Origin of the sequence: Barnesiella sp. (assembly GCF_022723415.1) — a bacterium.
Classification (GTDB): domain Bacteria; phylum Bacteroidota; class Bacteroidia; order Bacteroidales; family Barnesiellaceae; genus Barnesiella; species Barnesiella intestinihominis.
This window is the reverse complement of record NZ_JAIJHU010000021.1, coordinates 1-17,842: the sequence shown is the minus strand read 5'-3', so window position 1 is coordinate 17,842 and position 17,842 is coordinate 1. Positions and strand designations below refer to the sequence as shown.

At 42.5% G+C, this 17,842-nt stretch carries 7 protein-coding genes and 1 tRNA gene; 4 read left to right on the top strand and 4 right to left on the bottom strand.

Going from position 1 to position 17,842, the window contains the following annotated elements; all coding sequences use genetic code 11:
- Nucleotides 1-2 precede the first annotated feature (2 nt).
- Entirely contained in the window at nt 3-1,757 is a 1,755-nt protein-coding gene (gene aspS / locus QVD32_RS05870) for an aspartate--tRNA ligase (protein WP_021892556.1), read from the bottom strand.
- 193 nt (nt 1,758-1,950) lie between these two features.
- On the opposite strand from aspS, the gene QVD32_RS05865 reads away from it, so the two are divergent.
- Nucleotides 1,951-2,025, top strand: a tRNA-Pro gene (locus tag QVD32_RS05865).
- Nucleotides 2,026-3,149: 1,124 nt separating this feature from the next.
- Here QVD32_RS05865 and QVD32_RS05860 read toward each other — a convergent pair.
- The 3 genes from QVD32_RS05860 to QVD32_RS05850 form a co-directional block, all read right to left on the bottom strand.
- Nucleotides 3,150-6,200, bottom strand: a complete 3,051-nt coding sequence (locus QVD32_RS05860) for a T9SS type A sorting domain-containing protein (protein WP_021892555.1) — start codon at nt 6,198-6,200, stop codon at nt 3,150-3,152.
- A gap of 92 nt (nt 6,201-6,292) precedes the next feature.
- Complete coding sequence (locus QVD32_RS05855) at nt 6,293-8,080, bottom strand: SusD/RagB family nutrient-binding outer membrane lipoprotein (protein ID WP_021892554.1); 1,788 nt, start codon at nt 8,078-8,080, stop codon at nt 6,293-6,295.
- A 21-nt stretch (nt 8,081-8,101) separates the two neighbouring features.
- Nucleotides 8,102-11,404 (bottom strand): SusC/RagA family TonB-linked outer membrane protein, encoded by a 3,303-nt coding sequence (locus QVD32_RS05850; protein ID WP_008862100.1) that lies wholly within the window; start codon nt 11,402-11,404, stop codon nt 8,102-8,104.
- A 656-nt stretch (nt 11,405-12,060) separates the two neighbouring features.
- Between QVD32_RS05850 and QVD32_RS05845 the strand changes: the two genes are divergently transcribed.
- Genes QVD32_RS05845 through QVD32_RS05835 form a run of 3 tightly spaced genes read left to right on the top strand, consistent with a single transcriptional unit; the run spans nt 12,061 to nt 17,789 of the window.
- Entirely contained in the window at nt 12,061-13,302 is a 1,242-nt protein-coding gene (locus QVD32_RS05845; RefSeq protein ID WP_270552369.1) for an efflux RND transporter periplasmic adaptor subunit, read from the top strand.
- A 6-nt stretch (nt 13,303-13,308) separates the two neighbouring features.
- Nucleotides 13,309-16,407: an efflux RND transporter permease subunit gene (locus tag QVD32_RS05840; protein ID WP_021892552.1), complete on the top strand. Its 3,099-nt coding sequence runs from the start codon at nt 13,309-13,311 to the stop codon at nt 16,405-16,407.
- The gene (locus tag QVD32_RS05835) at nt 16,404-17,789 is read left to right on the top strand and encodes an efflux transporter outer membrane subunit (RefSeq protein ID WP_021892551.1); all 1,386 of its coding nucleotides are present in this window, start codon (nt 16,404-16,406) and stop codon (nt 17,787-17,789) included. The genes QVD32_RS05840 and QVD32_RS05835 overlap by 4 nt, the downstream gene beginning before the upstream one ends.
- Nucleotides 17,790-17,842: the final 53 nt, after the last annotated feature.

The following is a 17,842-nucleotide window of genomic DNA, read 5'->3' as shown; positions in this document are numbered from 1 at the left end:
CTCTAATTCTTCGGGTTCACTTTTATACATAGTTCTTCTAACTGGGATTCCGCCAAAATAGAAGGTGCATTAAGCATAACATCTCGACCGGAATTGTTTTTGGGGAATGCGATGCAGTCTCGTATAGAATCTAATCCGGCGAACATCGAGACTAGACGATCCAAACCGAACGCCAAACCTCCGTGAGGCGGTGCTCCATACTTGAATGCATTGATTAAGAAACCAAACTGATCCAATGCTTGCTCTTCGGTAAATCCCAGCAAACGGAACATATGGTCTTGCAATTCACTGTCGTGTATACGGATAGACCCGCCACCCAATTCGACACCGTTGATAACCATGTCGTAAGCGTTCGCTCTGACGGCTCCGGTATCGCTATCCAATAGAGGAATATCTTCCGCTTTCGGGGAAGTAAACGGGTGATGCATGGCATAGAAGCGCTGGGTCTCCTCGTCCCATTCGAACAAGGGAAAATCGATAACCCACAAGGGTGCAAACGTATCTTTATCCCGCAACCCCAAACGAGAGCCCATTTCCAGCCGCAGCTCACAAAGAGCCTTACGGGTTTTCATCGCAGGACCAGCTAATATCAACAACAGGTCGCCCGGTTTTGCACCGAATCTTTCGCCCCACTTTTTCAAATCGTCTGCCGAATAAAATTTGTCGACCGATGACTTTGGCGTGCCGTTTTCATCGAAACGGACATAGACCAACCCTTTGGCTCCTATTTGTGGACGTTTGACGAACTCGGTCAATTCATCGAGTTGCTTACGGGTATATGTCGCACACCCTTCGGCACAGATACCGCCCACATACTCGGCACTATCGAACACCACAAAATTATGTCCTTCGGTTAAATCTTTCATTTCAACGAATTTCATACCGAAGCGCATATCGGGTTTATCGCTGCCATAGTATTTCATGGCGTCGGCCCATGTCATACGCAAAAACGGTTCGTTGAACTCAATGCCACGAATCTTTTTGAACAGGTGTTTAATCATACCTTCAAAAATATTCAAAACATCTTCTTGCTCGACAAAAGACATTTCACAGTCTATCTGAGTAAACTCGGGCTGACGGTCTGCCCGTAAATCCTCGTCACGAAAACATTTCACGATTTGGAAATAACGGTCGAATCCCGATACCATCAATAACTGTTTCAATGTTTGGGGCGATTGAGGGAGCGCGTAAAACTCTCCCGGATTCATTCTTGAAGGCACTACAAAATCACGAGCCCCTTCGGGAGTAGACTTGATCAACACCGGAGTCTCCACCTCCAAGAAATTTAATTCGTCGAGATAACGGCGGACTTCGAATGCCATCTTGTGACGTAATTCGAGATTACGGCGTACTACCGATCGTCTCAAATCGAGATAACGATACTGCATGCGAATATCGTCTCCTCCGTCCGATTCGTCTTCGATAGTAAAAGGCGGTGTCTCTGCGGTATGCAACACGACCAAATTTTCGGCTATGATTTCTATTTCACCGGTCGGCAGATTGGTATTTTTGCTTGACCGTTCCGTTACCGTACCGGTTACCTGTATGACATACTCACGCCCCAATTTATTCGCTTTATCGCATAAATCGGCATCTGTTTCTTGATTAAAGACCAACTGTGTGATACCATATCTGTCTCGCAGATCGACAAATGTCATTCCGCCCATTTTGCGACTGCGTTGTACCCACCCTGCCAACGTTACCTTTTGGCCGACATGGTTCAACCGCAATTCTCCGCACGTATTCGTTCTATACATTATTATATGATTTATTTTCGTTGATTATACTCCGACATTCTTATGAAAAATTATCTTTGCAAAATTAAAATAAAACATCGGTAAACAAATATGATTCCTTAAAGAATTTGATAAAAATATGGGAGCATAGTTGTGGATATAAAAAAAAGCTGTAAATTTGCAGCACCAAAATCGAGAAACGATTAATGGGATTCGGGGTGTAGCGCAGTCCGGTTAGCGCACCTGCTTTGGGAGCAGGGGGTCGTGGGTTCGAATCCCGCTACCCCGACAAAATATAAACACTGATTATCAAATGATTTTCAGTGTTTTTTCTTTATATATTTCATCAAAAAATATACTTTCAATCGATAGACGTTTCGTATATTTTTGTTGTGCTTAGGTGCGTTTTGTTTCAAAACCGTGCAAATTCCGTGCAAAAAAACTTGGCAAATATGGCTTCTACAAATCGTACTTAGACACACATCAAAAAAGAAAGATTGAATATCACTACTCAAATAGAGACTAAACCATCGGAATAAACATGTAATTCAAAACTCCTGCCCGCTATTTTCTTCCATTTTATAAAATATACAAAGCCCACGTTTACAATCTCTTATAAAAGAAGAAAAATAAAATAATTTAGATTAGTAAAAATTCTAGGATTATTTTATAAAATAATCAAAAACAAATCGCTATATTTGTATCATACAGTGAATAAATTCGTGGTGGCGATTGCCATTTCGGTTGGTTTGACATAGGCCTCCGATCCATAATAAAATGCAAATAGAGTTTTGCATTTCACGAATTTATTCACTGTTCTTTTTAGTATCGTGTATTATGGTCGGAGGCTTTTATATAAAAAAGTTATGACTAAAATTAAATTGTTTCAACTTAGATTATTTAGAACAATTCGCCGTCAAATTTGTTCAATAGACATGATTGATATAGAAACATTTACAAATATATTCCGATTGCTCAACCACGTTGACCGGTCAATCATTGAAAAATATATACAAGGATATTCTATAAAATCTATTGCAGATGAATCCGAATATTCCAAAGCATTTGTGTCCGAAAGAATCTATGTATTCCAGAACGAATTAAAAAAAGAAATTTCCAAAAAACAGAGTAAAGTTAAGAATTAAAATAAATCTGTCCTATTTTTTTCTTATCAAGTTCATAAAAAGCGTATTAAAGCCTTTTCTTACCGATTTGCGACCCAGAAAATAAAAACGAATCGTGCATTCCGTTCCTTCTACTGTCGTATTATCGACCGTCATGATACATGAATCGACAAGGGGAATAAATTGTTTTCGAAAAACATAAAAAAAGAAAGGTTACCCGATATCACATCGGATAACCTTTCGAGAGAGGCAGTCTTTTCAGACTGTTATTAACCTGAAACAATCTTCTTTATTTCTTGAACATCTTCTGGCTACGTACCACATTGCCTTTCTGCATCTTCACTACATACATAGCAGAAGACAGATCGGAGACATTCACAGATTCGGGATTGTTGTTTACATATTTAACCAACTGTCCATCGACCGTATATATCCAAGCCTTATCTACATTGTTGAAATAGATTACATCGGTAGCTACCGTAGGATACAGCGAAGAAACAGACGATACACCGTTGCCGTTGCCATTTACGACATCTTCGATTCCAGATACATCTAATCCATCGGGTTCATCGGCAATACCTTGATCACGGTAGTCGGCATATGTTTTTTCCGGTTCACGTCCGGGATTCGATCCGGTTACTTCCACATCGAAATCGATCGAGAATCCTTTTGCCGTACCTCCCGTAGGTCCGGGGTGAGTAAACCAAGCATCAGAGAATACCATACGGAAACGACTTGTACCCACTGCCGCATCCTCGGGAACATTAAGAATGAAGGTACAACCTGTTGCGATAGAATCGGTTCCTGCATTTAACGTACCTACCTCCATTACTAATTCGTCTGTACTAGCATCGAATACATAATCGAGATTCCAATCTACATAGGCTTTACCCAAACACCACTTCAAACCATCGTCGCTACCGTTAACTCGTCCTGCAAACTTAACCGTTACTTTCTGGCCTTGTTCTACTTTCAGTTTTTGGTCAGTTACTCTCAAATAGTTATCACCTCCAACAGGTGTATTCGATGTATAGTTCAAATTTTCAGTTGCACCCGTAGTAACAAGCGATGAAACATAACGATATTTTTGAGCTGTCTCAACACCTTCCGATTCGAGATTCAAATAAGTTTTTCCATACAAATCGGTATCGGGCTCGGGTAAAGACCCCGTGGCACGCGGTACATGCGTCCACACCACCGGAGAATACGATTTCAAATCGACTGATACCGAACGAACACCGATATAGGGATCGTCGTTTTCATCTTCAAATTGAATATTACCTACATAAGCCGACCAAGTGGAAGTACGTCCTACTTCCGATACTCGTCCGTCTTCTCCATTCTTATACAAAATTTCAAAATGATCGATATTTACCTCGTCGTTGTAAACCATACCATAATCTTTGCGGACAGGACTAAATCCAGTATAATCGACACTCCAAGTCAATTTTACAGACATCGAAGAAGTCGTTTCTTCCTTCACTTCTGTAACTACACTCAAATCGTCGATATCAGCGGGTTTCATAGCAGAGCGGTCATCGCATAATTGCAACTGTCCTACGAGCATTTTATAGCTGTCCGATGCCGAACCTTTCACACGCAGACCGATATATTCGATTACATCGTTTTGGTTGATACCGCTGAGAGCTATTTCTTTTTCTTCCCAAGTAGCGCCTTTCAAGTCGCCCACAGGGAATTCCAACCATGCACTGTCATCAAATTTCTTCAAGATGAGATATAGATTGGAAGCATTACTTCCCTCGATACCCGATTTCACGGCCAGTTTGGCTGTTGCATTATTCCCAGAAACAGTCAGTTTGGCACGATAAAGCACTACATCAGATCCCGTCGAAGTAGGAGTTCCTTTCAAACGGAGGGCAGATCCACCGATATAAGCATCCTCATGAGTAAATTCAGCATCGATATCCGTCGAACGGTTCGTTGTCCCCGTTTGATAGATTAACCAACGATAGGTCGGTACATAGTCTTGTTGTCCCATGTTGTACCAGCTACCCAGTGTTTTTTTACCTTTATAAGCATAGAAATCTCCATTTCCCAATGAGAAATAGGTATTGAACGGCAGATCGCCTTGAATAGCCGTACGTTCCGGTATAAATTCGGCCAATCCGCAGAATTCGGCTAATTGCGTATCTGCTTCACTGGCATTTTCTACTTGGAATACATTAGTATAGGAAGGAGCCGGACGTTGGATCGGTGTGCGATACCCCCCCGAGAATCCTTTTTCCAACAACTTTTGATAGTTCGTTTGCATATCCATGGGGTCTTTTCCCACCACATATTGGAAGAAACGACTGATTTTGTGCTCTCCCCAAAGGCAAAGACCACATCTCTTCGTCGCTTCATCTTGATTCAAGAGAGGCCAGCTAAGATCCATGTGACGATACCAACCACCGGCATATAAACCGTCGGCCGTACCGTAAGCAGTTTCTGCCGCTTGAACCGACGAAGCCATATATTGTGTTGCAAAATCTCCTCCCGAATAATTCAACATTAAGTCAGCGGTTTTACCGTTCGCTTTTGTTCCATAAAGGGCATTTGCAGTACGTGTCGAAAGTGAAGAACTACTGGTGTACAAACCAATATGGAAACTGTCGAACCCTATCTCTTTCGCTCTTTTGTAAAGCGCTTGATGGAATCCGACAACGTCAGTCTGCTGATAGCCCGAATCCTCGAAATTGTAGTTTATACCGTCCAATCCCAAGAACAAAAGAGCATTCAAAAAGGCATCTACATACACGTATTCTCCTTTCTCGTTTTTCTTTGTAATAAGCTTGATATACTCACTTGAAGTTGTTCCCCAAGACTCGAAAAACTTAATACCCGAGAACATGTGCGTCCCATTCTTGTGAGCGGCATCGGCCCAAGAACCCGGAGCTTGTAATATAGTGTGGTTCCAAGCACCGTATAAATTCGTATAGTTCCACATAGAGAATACATCGCTATGGAATTCGGAGCTGGGATAGCCACCGACACTTTCACCTTGTCCGGTCGGTGTGTTCATCCACAACCGACGGGTGGGATATACATCGGCAACAATGTTTTTGGCTGCATCTTCCATAATAACTGCCGGGCGTACGTGCGAACGGGAGAATTCCAGATCGAGATTAAAACCGGCAGCTTCAAACTCTTCTTTGGTCGGGTACTTACGTCCTTCATCAGCCGCCTGAGCGAATAACAGCAATAACTTGTCATCATTCCACGGTGTAAAGTCAAAAACTTCTGTCGATGCAGACGCCGGATATTCCGGTTCTTGCGCCTGCACGTTGCCGGCCAGACAGCATAGAGCCACAGCCGCACCGCATACAGTAAACTTCTTCATGATAAAAAAAACATTAAATTATAAATTTTGTAACTATTATAAATAGTAGAGAGAAGAGGAGCGACAGCTCCCCTGCCCTCTAAACCATTTCATTAGAAATTGGAACCTTCTACGTCCCACCAAACACGAGTACCTTGTGTATCGGTCCCCCCCAAAGCCTCTATACCAGAGGTCTGAATATCGGACAAACCTGCACTCGTGTCCCTTCCCGGCAAAGGAATTTTCCGAATAAGGTCGCCTTGTACCAAACTGCCGTCACCGTCCTCGACATTCAATACGGGGAATATCTTCGGATAGCCCGTACGGCGCAAATCGTTCCATGCTTCATAGGAATAGGGGAACCCGGCAATATACTTCTGAGTGATGATTTTTTCCAATTTGGTTTCCGGCGTATCGCCTTCGTTCCATTTAACACCGATTTTGGTTACACTGGCTATATCATTGGTATGGTCCATCGGGTCGGTATACGCATAAGCGACCGGTTCTTCCACACTCATATACTCATCGACTTTCTCTCCATATTGCGAATTTGTACGTTGATCCAACTGAGCGCTACGAATGCCTGCTTCATAAAAAGATTGGGCAGAACCACCCATCGCCCAGTTACGCACTGCACCTTCCGCACGAAGGAACTGAACTTCTGAAAGTTTCATCAGGTATAACGGAGCCATACTGATACGATTGGAAGAAACTGCCGAATAAGCGATACGGGGGTTAACACTCACTGTTTGACCCGAAACCATGGATATACCAGCTCGTAGCCCTACAATCCGAGAATTGGTAGGTTCTATTTCCTCAGGATTTGTTTCATTGACAATCTGAGAAGAATTTTTCTCGAACAACGCATAATCGTCTTGTACATAAGGATGCTTCAAACTGAACAGTAAGCTCTCAAACGAAGCATTCAACCGGGAATCGCCCCATAATTTGCTAATATCGACCAATGGATGGGTAAACCCTGAAACGACTGGATCCAAAGCTATTTCTTGATTTTCCGTTTCGATTACACCTTCGGTAACAGCTTCTTGTGCCCATTTTTGAGCTTTTGTCCGATCAACTTTCACAATATGCATAGCCATACGAAGTTTTAACGAATTGGCAAAACGCCTCCACGTGTCAATACTAAAATCTTTCGTTACCCAGTCACTTTGTTGCAAGATACCATTCAAACGACTTTTGTACCACCCCGGACGTTGCTCATAATGTTTCAAACAAGCATTGATCGTATCCAGATTATCTACGATAGTTTCATAAATATCGGCCATCTTATTGAAGGTAAATGGATTCGTTTCCTTATTATTCTTGTGGTCCACATAGGGGATAGAGCCATACAGGTCGACCATCTCCTGTGCCGAATAATTGTAAAGCAATAGTCCTATCGCTTTCATCTCGGGGATAGAGTCGATATGAGGGTGATTCAACATGTTCACCAAATTGTTTTTCACCATGAGAAAAGCACCATAAGGGCCATCGCAATATCCTCGATTGTAATAGTAAGTAGAAGATAAAATACCGTCTCCCCCATGTGAGAAGTTATGAGGAACGCATAAATAGCCGGCATAGTTATCGACGGTTATATTATACACATATTGATATTGGTGAGCTCCGGGAAGCTGGCCTTCTTTTCCTCCTCTCATACAATATTGTACCGTTTGTAATTGAAAGAAATAATTGTTTAATTCTTTCTCGGCAAACGCAAAACCTTCTTCTGAAATCTCTTTTCTATAATCTATACTATCGGCTTTACCTTTGTAGACTATCGGATCCAATTCGGTATCACCACCAGTAAAGGTATCGGTGGGCATATCGAAATCTAAACATGAGTGCAAGCTCACAACAGAAAGCAATGCACCAAATGCCGCTAAAACAGTTTTTTTCATATATCTATTCATTATTTACTACTAAAAATCAATTTTCAAATTCACACCGACCGAACGGGTTGCCGGCATATTGAAGATATCGAACGCACCCAAACCGTTTTTGGTAGAGAGGGCGATATCGGGATCGACCGGAGCATCCTTATAGATGAAGAACAAGTTGCGGCCTACGACTGACAACGAGAGGTTACTGATAACTCCTCCAAAAAGATTATGGAAAGAATAACCTAACGAAAGTTCTGCCAGACGGAAATTGGTGGCATCATAAACATATTGCGAACCAAACATATTACCACCTACTGCTTTGTAATATTCTTCAATAGGAGCCAAATTACCGTCTGGCATTACCATAGCCGGCTTTCCGTTCCATTGTAAATCGGGATTTGCTTCGGCTGCCAAACGAGCATCTCCCACTCGCTTAGATACACCTTGATAATCGAGATAAGCCTCGGTCAATGAGATGACCTTGCCACCGATACGACCGCTCACCAAGAAATAAAGAGAAAGGTCTTTCCAAGAAATCGTATTTCCCCATCCCAATTGGAATTTAGAATTCATATTGCCCAAGTAGACATAACTATTGTTACTTAACTGAGGTGCTCCGTTAGAACTTAAATAAATACTACCATCGTCATTGCGACGAAAATCGAGGGCATACATATCGCCGTAAGAACCGCCTTCGTCGTACCTTACCACAATATTACCACCGGCAATTTTTTGTTCGAGCTTAGACGACTTTCCTTGCTCATCTTTGAATGTCTTTACAATCTTGTTGTCGTTGTACGAGAAATTCACCGAAGTACGCCACATCCAATCTTTGGCAAAGCCCAACGAATAGGAAACGGTGGTTTCGATACCTTGATTACGAATCAAACCGGTATTTACAGGTTTGGACTTACCTCCCGTAGTAGCTTGTAGGAAATAGTTATTATACAATCCCGTGTGATAATACGTCAAATCCCAGTTCAACGAACTATCGAAGAACGATACATCGAATCCGGCTTCGAATGATTTTGAAGTTTCGGGAATAGGATTATCGAAATAGCCATAGGTAGACGAAGCGATCGCTCCGGTTGCTAAATCAGCTTTACCTTTATTAAACACCTCATTAGGAATAGAGTTACCTACTTCGGAGTAAGAAGCACGGAGTTTCAAGTGTGTAATAAATTCGGGCAAAGAAATGTAGCGATGCATTAACGTATTGGCTCCGACCGAGAAATAGCCATAATTATCGGGAGTACCCCGATATTCGAATTGTTTGAAAGCCCGATACCAGTCTTGGCGATAGCTACCTTCCAAATAGACATAATCTTTGTATCCTACTTGTCCCGTAAAGAAAAGACCTTTATCCCAGTTGGAAGACAAGGAATACTCATTCATATTGCTTCCTCCCCATGACGCCAGAGGCTCAAAGAAGTTAATACGGGTCGGTAGCTGATTCATGTCGGTATAGGAGAAATAGGTGGCTCTCGTCCACAACTTTTGGGTCTCTCCTTTAACGGTGTGTCCCACCCAACCGGCCGATGCCGATACAGAGAAATCTTTGATTTCCTTGTTGTAACTCAACATGGCATCGACATAGACATCGTTGCTCCAAATGAGATCCTGTCCATACATACCATAGTCCTCGATAGCGGCTACGTTTTGCGTAGTGGCCATTCTCTTTGTAAATCCTTTATACTTGGCACGGTCCATGTTCAAACGGCCTTGTATCTTCAAGCCGGGAATGATTTCATAGCTTGCCGTAATATATCCATAGGCTCTTTCCTCCTCGGTCTGTCCTTTATTGGCATTCGTTATCCAATAGGGATTATTGTTACCCGGTGAAAAATAGGCCCATTGTTGCATCGGTCCAGATAACTCAATAGTACCATCGGGAACCCACTGTTTCTGATCATTATAATATCCGTAGATGTTTGAAGTCCACGTGCCTTCTCCTCGATAATTTTTCTTATAATAATCCATATCGATGTTACGCGGCATACGATACAAATCATATAACGGGTTCATGACCGTACCTCCGCCCGGACGATTCTTTGTCTGCGCATGCACATAGTTCAATGACAAATCGACATTCAACTTCTTGTTGAACAAAGAATAACTCTGACGGAATGAAAAAGTATTTCGTTGATAAGTATTATTGGGAACCATACCGTCGGCGTAGGAGTTGGCATAAGAGAAATAGGAACGTACTTTCTCAGTACCACCACTTACCGATACCGAGTTGTTGTAAGTCGCACCTGTCTCGAAAAAGTCGGAAATATCGTCTTTTGCATAATTACGCAACTTAGCTCCACTGTAATTGAGCTCCTCGGGTGTCATTTCAGAAATCTTTTTGCCCCAACTTTCAGTAGTAAGAGTACTGGCTGCCAGATTTACATTTGCACCATATACATTCTGTATCTGAGGAAGTACCAACGGATTTTCAAAAGTCACATTAGAATTGACACTTACCGATACACGACCCTCTTTACCTTTCTTGGTCGTAATCATAAGCACGCCGTTGGCCGCAGCACTACCGTAAAGAGCAGCCGCATTAGCACCCTTCAAAATGTTGATGCTCTCGATATCGTCGGGATTAATCAAGGAAAGAGCATCCCCACCCTCCGAAGAACTCGAATAAGTGAGGCTCTCGCCACCAGCCCAAGAAGAAGCCGCTCCACCGACTTGGTTAGTCATAGGTATACCGTCGATAACGATCAAGGGGCTGTTGTTACCCATAACCGACTTATTACCACGCAAAAGGATTTTTGAAGTACCACCGGCTCCACCGGCACTTTGAGTGATAGTTACACCGGCTGCTTTCCCTTGAAGCGAGTTCACGAAGTTGGCATCTTGCACCTTCATTAAATCATCTCCCTTAATTTCTTGGGTCGCATAGGTCAAAGACGATTCTTTACGGGTGATACCCATGGCGGTTACAACGACTTCGTCGAGCACCTCGGAATTGTCCTGCATAACTACATCTATCTTGCTCTGCCCGTTGATAGCGCGCTTGATGGTTTGATAACCGATGTAGGAAAACTCCAATTCGTTACTCCCCGCAGGAACCTTGATCGAGTAGTTACCATCGAGATCTGTCGCTACGGCCACATTTGTACCGGAAACTTTTACCGTGAGGCCGATAAGAGTCTCTCCCGACGGATCGGTAACTGTACCCGTTACCACTTTTGTCCCCGTGGCAACATTTTGATTTACACTCTTCGATTGTGCCGCTCCTTGTGGCGACATCGTATCAGCTGCGCTGACATGCGCAGCAGTACCGATTCCAAAACCAGAAACCAGTACGAAAGCTACAATAATTGCTTTTAGATTTCTTCTATACATACGTGTATTATAGGTATTCGAATACTAAAAAAATAATTCTCCTCTCTCATTTTAATTCTAAAAAATAGTCTCTCTTATTTCCATAGGCTAATGTTTTTTATATTAAAAATGGATAAACTTCAAAATGCTTCCTATAAACTGCGACGTAGTCGGGATTCTGATAAAACGACATGCCTCACCATTCGTAAATGATACTTCAAACTATCAAAAAAAACAGATATGTACTTTTTCATGGATCCTTTAATGTTTTTTCATGAATCAATAAGTATCTCTATAATTTTTTTGTTATATATTATATAACCCCAAATCAAAAACAATCCCTAGTGAAAAATGGAATTTTTTTTTTGCTCCCTTGAAGAAAATAGTAGTAGAACCAATTGGAGCAAGTATATATCTATTTGGTTTATAAACAAATACAAATCACTCCAAAGATTACACTTTTTAGAAACTATCTATGATTCCCTCCCAAACAGCATTTCTTATTTATTATCGGAATCCCTATCCGGCACAGAACCGTCCCCTTCCGCATTATGTTTAATATCTAAATATTGTCACAAAAAAGGCGTATTTGAAGAAAAAAGAGTACTTTTGCGGACTATTCCATTCTCATATCAGGATTATTGTGTATTTACTCCAAAAAGTTTCTTGACTTTATGATAAAAATTTCATTTGAAAATATTCGACAAGCCGCTAAAAATATCGGCAACTACGCTTTACGGCTTAGTGAAAAGATTCGTCGTATTTCTCCCCGGGTATGGTTGTATGTGGGGGCAGGTATTCTCCTATTAAGCGGAGGATTATATTGGTTACTGCGTCCCGCACCTCCGGGTCCCGACCTACCGATAGTCGAAGTCGAGCCTGTTGTTACGGACGATGTGGAAATTTACGGGGAATATGTAGGCCGCATTCGTGCTCAGCAATTCGTTGAAATAAGGGCCCGGGTAGAAGGGTTCCTTGAAAAAATGCTTTTCGACGAGGGTACTTATGTAAAAAAAGGACAACCCCTTTTTATAATCGACCCCAAACAGTATCAAGCTCGAGCAAATAAAGCTAAAGCTCAGCTAAACAAAAACAAAGCGTTGGCATTGAAAGCCGAGAGAGACTTGGAGCGCATCAGACCTTTGTATCAACAAAATGCAGCCAGCCAACTCGATTTAGATAACGCCATCGCTTCTTATGAAAGTGCAAAAGCCGAAGTAGAGATGAGCGAGGCCGATTTAACCCAAGCCGAAACAGCATTGGGTTATACGACTGTGAGCTCCCCTATCTCGGGATATATATCGGAACGTAACGTCGATATAGGAACACTTGTCGGCCCCGGCGGGCAATCGTTACTGGCTACGGTTGTAAAGAGCGATACCGTTCGTGTCGATTTCAGTATGACCGGACTCGATTATTTGAAAAGCAAAGCCCGTAACGTTAATTTAGGGCAAAAAGACACGACCCGAACGTGGGAGCCTTACATTACTATTACTTTACCCGACAATTCGCCTTATCCTCAGCGGGGAATAGTTGATTTTGCCGATCCACAAGTCGATCCTCAAACCGGTACATTCTCAGTAAGAGCCGAAATGCCCAACCCCGAACATATATTATTACCGGGGCAGTTCACCAAAGTAAGGTTACTGCTCGATGTTCGGGAAGCGGCAGTCGTAGTCCCCAATAAAGCAATCGCGATTGAAAAGGGGGGCGCTTACATATTCGTCGTAAGAGCCGATAGTATTGCAGAAAGGCGTATGGTCGAATTGGGACCGGAAGTAGGAAACAATGTCATTATCGAACGAGGTTTGGTTCCCCACGAAAATATAGTGGTCGAAGGATTTCATAAACTCACTCATGGAGATAAAGTTATCCCCTCGACTTATCGGGCTGAACAAGAAGACCATTCTAAAAATTAGTATGTTATGAAATCGGACTTCTTTATCGACAGACCCATATTTTCAATTGTTATTTCAATTGTTATCGTTATCGTCGGTGTATTAGGTCTTTTTTTACTCCCGATAGACCAGTACCCCCAAATTGTTCCTCCGGTAGTCAAAGTATCGGCCTCTTATCCGGGAGCTAGCGCACAGACGGTCACCCAAGCTGTCGCCACTCCCATCGAGCAGGAATTGAATGGTACGCCCGGCATGCTTTACATGGAATCAACGAACAGCAATTCAGGAAGTTTTTCGGCAACAATCACATTCGACATATCGACCGACCCGGATTTAGCAGCCGTTGAGATACAAAACCGCGTGAAACAGGCCGAAGCTCGTCTCCCAGCCGAAGTAGTACAAAACGGAATTTCCGTGGAAAAACAGGCTTCCAGTCGATTAATGACTGTCACTTTACGCTCTAACGATCCGAAATTCGACGAAATATACCTCAGTAATTATGCCACGCTCAATGTGTTGGACATGTTGAGACGGGTCAAAGGAGTGGGTAGCGTATCGAATGTCGGTAGCCGTTATTACGCTATGCAGATATGGGTTCAACCCGACCGCTTGGCTAATCTGGGACTTACAGTGGACGATTTACAAAAGGCATTGAAAGACCAGAATCGGGAATCGGCCGCCGGAGTATTGGGTCAGCAACCGATTTCCGACATCGATATAACGACTCCTATCATAGCACAAGGGCGATTATCTTCCGTAGGAGAATTTGAGGACATTGTCATACGGGCTAATCCCGACGGTTCTTTGATTCGTTTGCGCGATGTCGCTCGCATCTCTCTCGAAGCACAATCTTACAACACGGAAAGCGGAATAAACGGAGGTAATGCGGCCGTGCTTAATATCAACATGCTACCGGGAGCCAACGCAATGGAGGTCGCTGAATCTGTGAAGAAAGAGATGGAGGAGATTAGTCGTAACTTCCCGGAGGGTATTACTTATGAAATTCCCTTCGATATGACCTCTTATATTTCCCAATCCATAAACGAGGTTTACCATACGCTTTTCGAAGCCCTGATTTTGGTTATCTTGGTTGTATTTCTCTCGCTACAAAATTGGAGAGCTACACTTATCCCGGTTATAGCTGTACCTATTTCGTTGATAGGAACATTCGGAATCATGCTTGCGTTCGGATTCTCACTCAATATGATGACCCTTTTGGGTTTAATCCTTGCTATCGGAATCGTGGTCGACGATGCCATAGTCGTAGTCGAGAATGTAGAACGAATCATGAATGAGGAACATCTTAGTCCCTACGAAGCTACCAAAAAAGCCATGCAAGGATTGGGTAGTGCCATTATCGCTACCTCGTTGGTGTTATGTGCCGTATTCGTCCCGGTCAGCTTTTTGGCCGGTATTACAGGTCAATTGTACCGTCAATTCACGATTACTATTGCCGTTTCGGTCCTTATTTCGACATTAGTCGCACTAACTTTGAGTCCCGCCATGTGTGCTTTACTGCTCAAACCGGATTCAGGCAAAAAGAAAAACAAACTTTTTCGTTACATAAACTTATGGTTAGCACGAGGCAATAGACTTTACGAGAAACTCATTCGAAAAGGATTGAAGCATGCTCGTAGAGTAGTAGCAGCTTTCGGTATATCTCTGATAGCGATATGGGTTCTTAACGAAATAGTTCCTCAAAGTTTTATGCCACAGGAAGATCAAGGGTATTTTACCGTTGAGTTAGAATTACCGGAAGGCGCTACATTGGAAAGGACACGCCATGTAACTGAACGAGCCATGAACTATTTAATGTCTCGTGAAGACGTAGAGTATATACTCAATGTGACAGGATCTAGTCCCCGTGTCGGTACGAACCAATCTCGAAGTCAATTAACGGTCATTCTAAAACCCTGGGAAGATCGCAAATCGTCGAATCTCCGAGATATTATGGAGGAAATTCGTGAAGAATTAAAAAAATATCCCGAAAGTAAAGTTTATTTGAGTACTCCTCCCGTTATTCCGGGATTAGGTAGTTCGGGCGGTTTCGAAATGGTGCTCGAAGCACGAAGCGATGCGAGTTATGCCGATTTACAACGAGCCGCCGACACATTACTTTATTATGCCTCTCAACGAAAAGAGATAAGCGGTTTATCGTCTTCTATTCAAAACGATATACCTCAGCTTTATTTTGATGTAGATCGGGACAAGGCCCAAATGCTCGGAGTAAAAATAGCCGATATTTTTTCTACGCTCAAAACATTTACGGGGTCGATCTATGTGAACGATTTCAATATGTTCAACAGAATCTACCGTGTATATATCCAAGCCGAAGCACCGTATAGAGCACATAAAGATAATTTGGGGCTCTTCTTCGTCAAAGGAAGCAATAACGCCATGATACCTATTACCGCTCTTGGTACAACCTCGTATACAACAGGTCCGGGGACTATTCGTCGGTTCAATATGTTCACCTCCACAACTATATCGGGAGAAGCGGCCCCGGGTTATAGTTCGGGACAAGCGATGGCTATACTCGAAGAAATAGCAAGCAAGCATTTGCCTAAAAACATTGGCGTCGAATGGAGCGGACTTTCCTATCAGGAAAAACATGTAAGTGGTCAGACAGCCTACATATTGGCCTTAGCATTACTTTTTGTCTTCTTATTCCTTGCAGCTCAATACGAAAGTTGGTCTATCCCAATAGCAGTTATATTATCTCTTCCGATAGCAGGAGTCGGAGCCTATTTAGGAAACTGGATATGTGGCCTTGAAAATAATATTTATTTCCAAATCGGCTTGGTTATGTTGGTGGGATTAGTCGCCAAAAATGCAATTCTTATCGTAGAATTTGCCAAAGACGAAGTTGAGAAAGGAAATAATGCAGTGGATGCTGTAATCAAAGCCGCACACTTACGATTCCGACCTATCGTAATGACCTCTTTGGCCTTTATATTAGGTATGTTACCTCTTGTCTTTGCCAGCGGTCCGGGATCGGCCAGTCGTCAAGGTATCGGTACAGGCGTATTTTTCGGTATGATTGTGGCAATTACCGTAGGCATTATTTTTGTTCCCCTTCTTTTCGTATGGGTTTACAAGTTAAAATCTAAAATGATGAAACGATGAAACAGATGAAAGTTTTCATATATATATTGGTGACAGCATTCATTTTAAGTAGTTGTTCTATACAAAAACGCTGTCAGGCTCCCGAACTGAATTTACCAGATGAAATTATTGCAGGAGAAAACGATACATTAACCATTGCCGATATGTCATGGTGGGAACTCTATTCCGATTCGACTCTTAGCAAATTAATTAAAAAGACGTTAAGAAATAATCGGAATATGCAGGCCGCAGAAGCTCATATCAGGCAAATGGAAGAATTATACCGCGTGAGTAAAGCATCTAGTTGGCCAACTATCGGAGCTCAACTTTTCGCAGATCACGAAACCAATGATTATTACGGTGAAAAGTTCACAAAAGATCCCGAATTTAGTCTTAAAGCCTCATTAGGTTGGGAAATAGACCTATGGGGGAGCCTACGTTGGGGAAAAAGAAAGGGTGCGGCGGAGTACTTAGCCTCCGTGGAAGCTGCACGAGCCATGCAAATGACCCTAATTGCCGAAACAGCGACCGCCTATTTCGAATTAGTTGCATTGGATCAAGAACTTGAAATTGTTTTACAAACCGTAAAAACTCGTGAAGAAAGTGTCAATCAAGCCCGATTACGATTCGAAGGTGGTCTCACTTCCGAGACAGCTTATCAACAAGCACAAGTAGAACTGGCCAGTGCTTCGGCTCTTATCCCCGAGTTGGAGCAAAAAATCGCATTGAAAGAAAATCAAATTGCGGTATTAGCCGGAGAATATCCGTCGAAAGTGGAACGAGGAGAATTCGACTTAAATGTAAGTTTACCCGAAAATATACCTATCGGGCTTCCCTCTACCCTACTGCAACGAAGGCCCGATGTGCGTCAAGCAGAGCAACAGCTACAAGCTGCTATGGCGGCAGTAGGGATTGCATATGCCGATCGGTTTCCACGATTAACTATAAGTTTAGTCGGAGGGCTTGAAAACGATGAATTAAAAGGTTTTTTCGAATCTCCATTCTCCTATGTGTCTGGCAATCTCGTAGCTCCTTTATTAACCTTTGGAAAGAAGAAAGCCCAATATAAAGCGTCATTGGCAGCCTATGACGAAAAACGTTTCGCCTATGAACAAAAGGTTCTTGAAGTTTTCCGAGAAGTAAATGATGCCGTGATAACTTATCAGAAAAAAAGACGAACATCGGAACTTCAACTCAATCTTTTTGAAGCAGCTCAAAAGTATGTAGATCTAGCACAATTACAATATTTCAACGGAGTTATTCGTTACATCGATGTTTTAGATGCCCATCGAAATTTTTTCGATGCTCAAATCGGTTTGAGTAATGCTGTAAGAGACGAGTATCTTGCTATGGTGAATTTGTATAAAGTATTAGGTGGCGGCTGGGGAACAAACCCAATTTAAGCGAGCAAATTTTTCTATAAATAAATAGATAGAGCCGGGGATTATAATCCCCG

Excerpts from the sequence above, each read along its gene's own strand:
- aspS (WP_021892556.1), bottom strand. The coding sequence starts at position 1,757 with ATGTATAGAACGAATACGTGCGGAGAATTGCGGTTGAACCATGTCGGC.
- QVD32_RS05860 (WP_021892555.1), bottom strand. The coding sequence starts at position 6,200 with ATGAAGAAGTTTACTGTATGCGGTGCGGCTGTGGCTCTATGCTGTCTG.
- QVD32_RS05855 (WP_021892554.1), bottom strand. The coding sequence starts at position 8,080 with ATGAAAAAAACTGTTTTAGCGGCATTTGGTGCATTGCTTTCTGTTGTG.
- QVD32_RS05850 (WP_008862100.1), bottom strand. The coding sequence starts at position 11,404 with ATGTATAGAAGAAATCTAAAAGCAATTATTGTAGCTTTCGTACTGGTT.
- QVD32_RS05840 (WP_021892552.1), top strand. The coding sequence starts at position 13,309 with ATGAAATCGGACTTCTTTATCGACAGACCCATATTTTCAATTGTTATT.
- QVD32_RS05835 (WP_021892551.1), top strand. The coding sequence starts at position 16,404 with ATGAAACAGATGAAAGTTTTCATATATATATTGGTGACAGCATTCATT.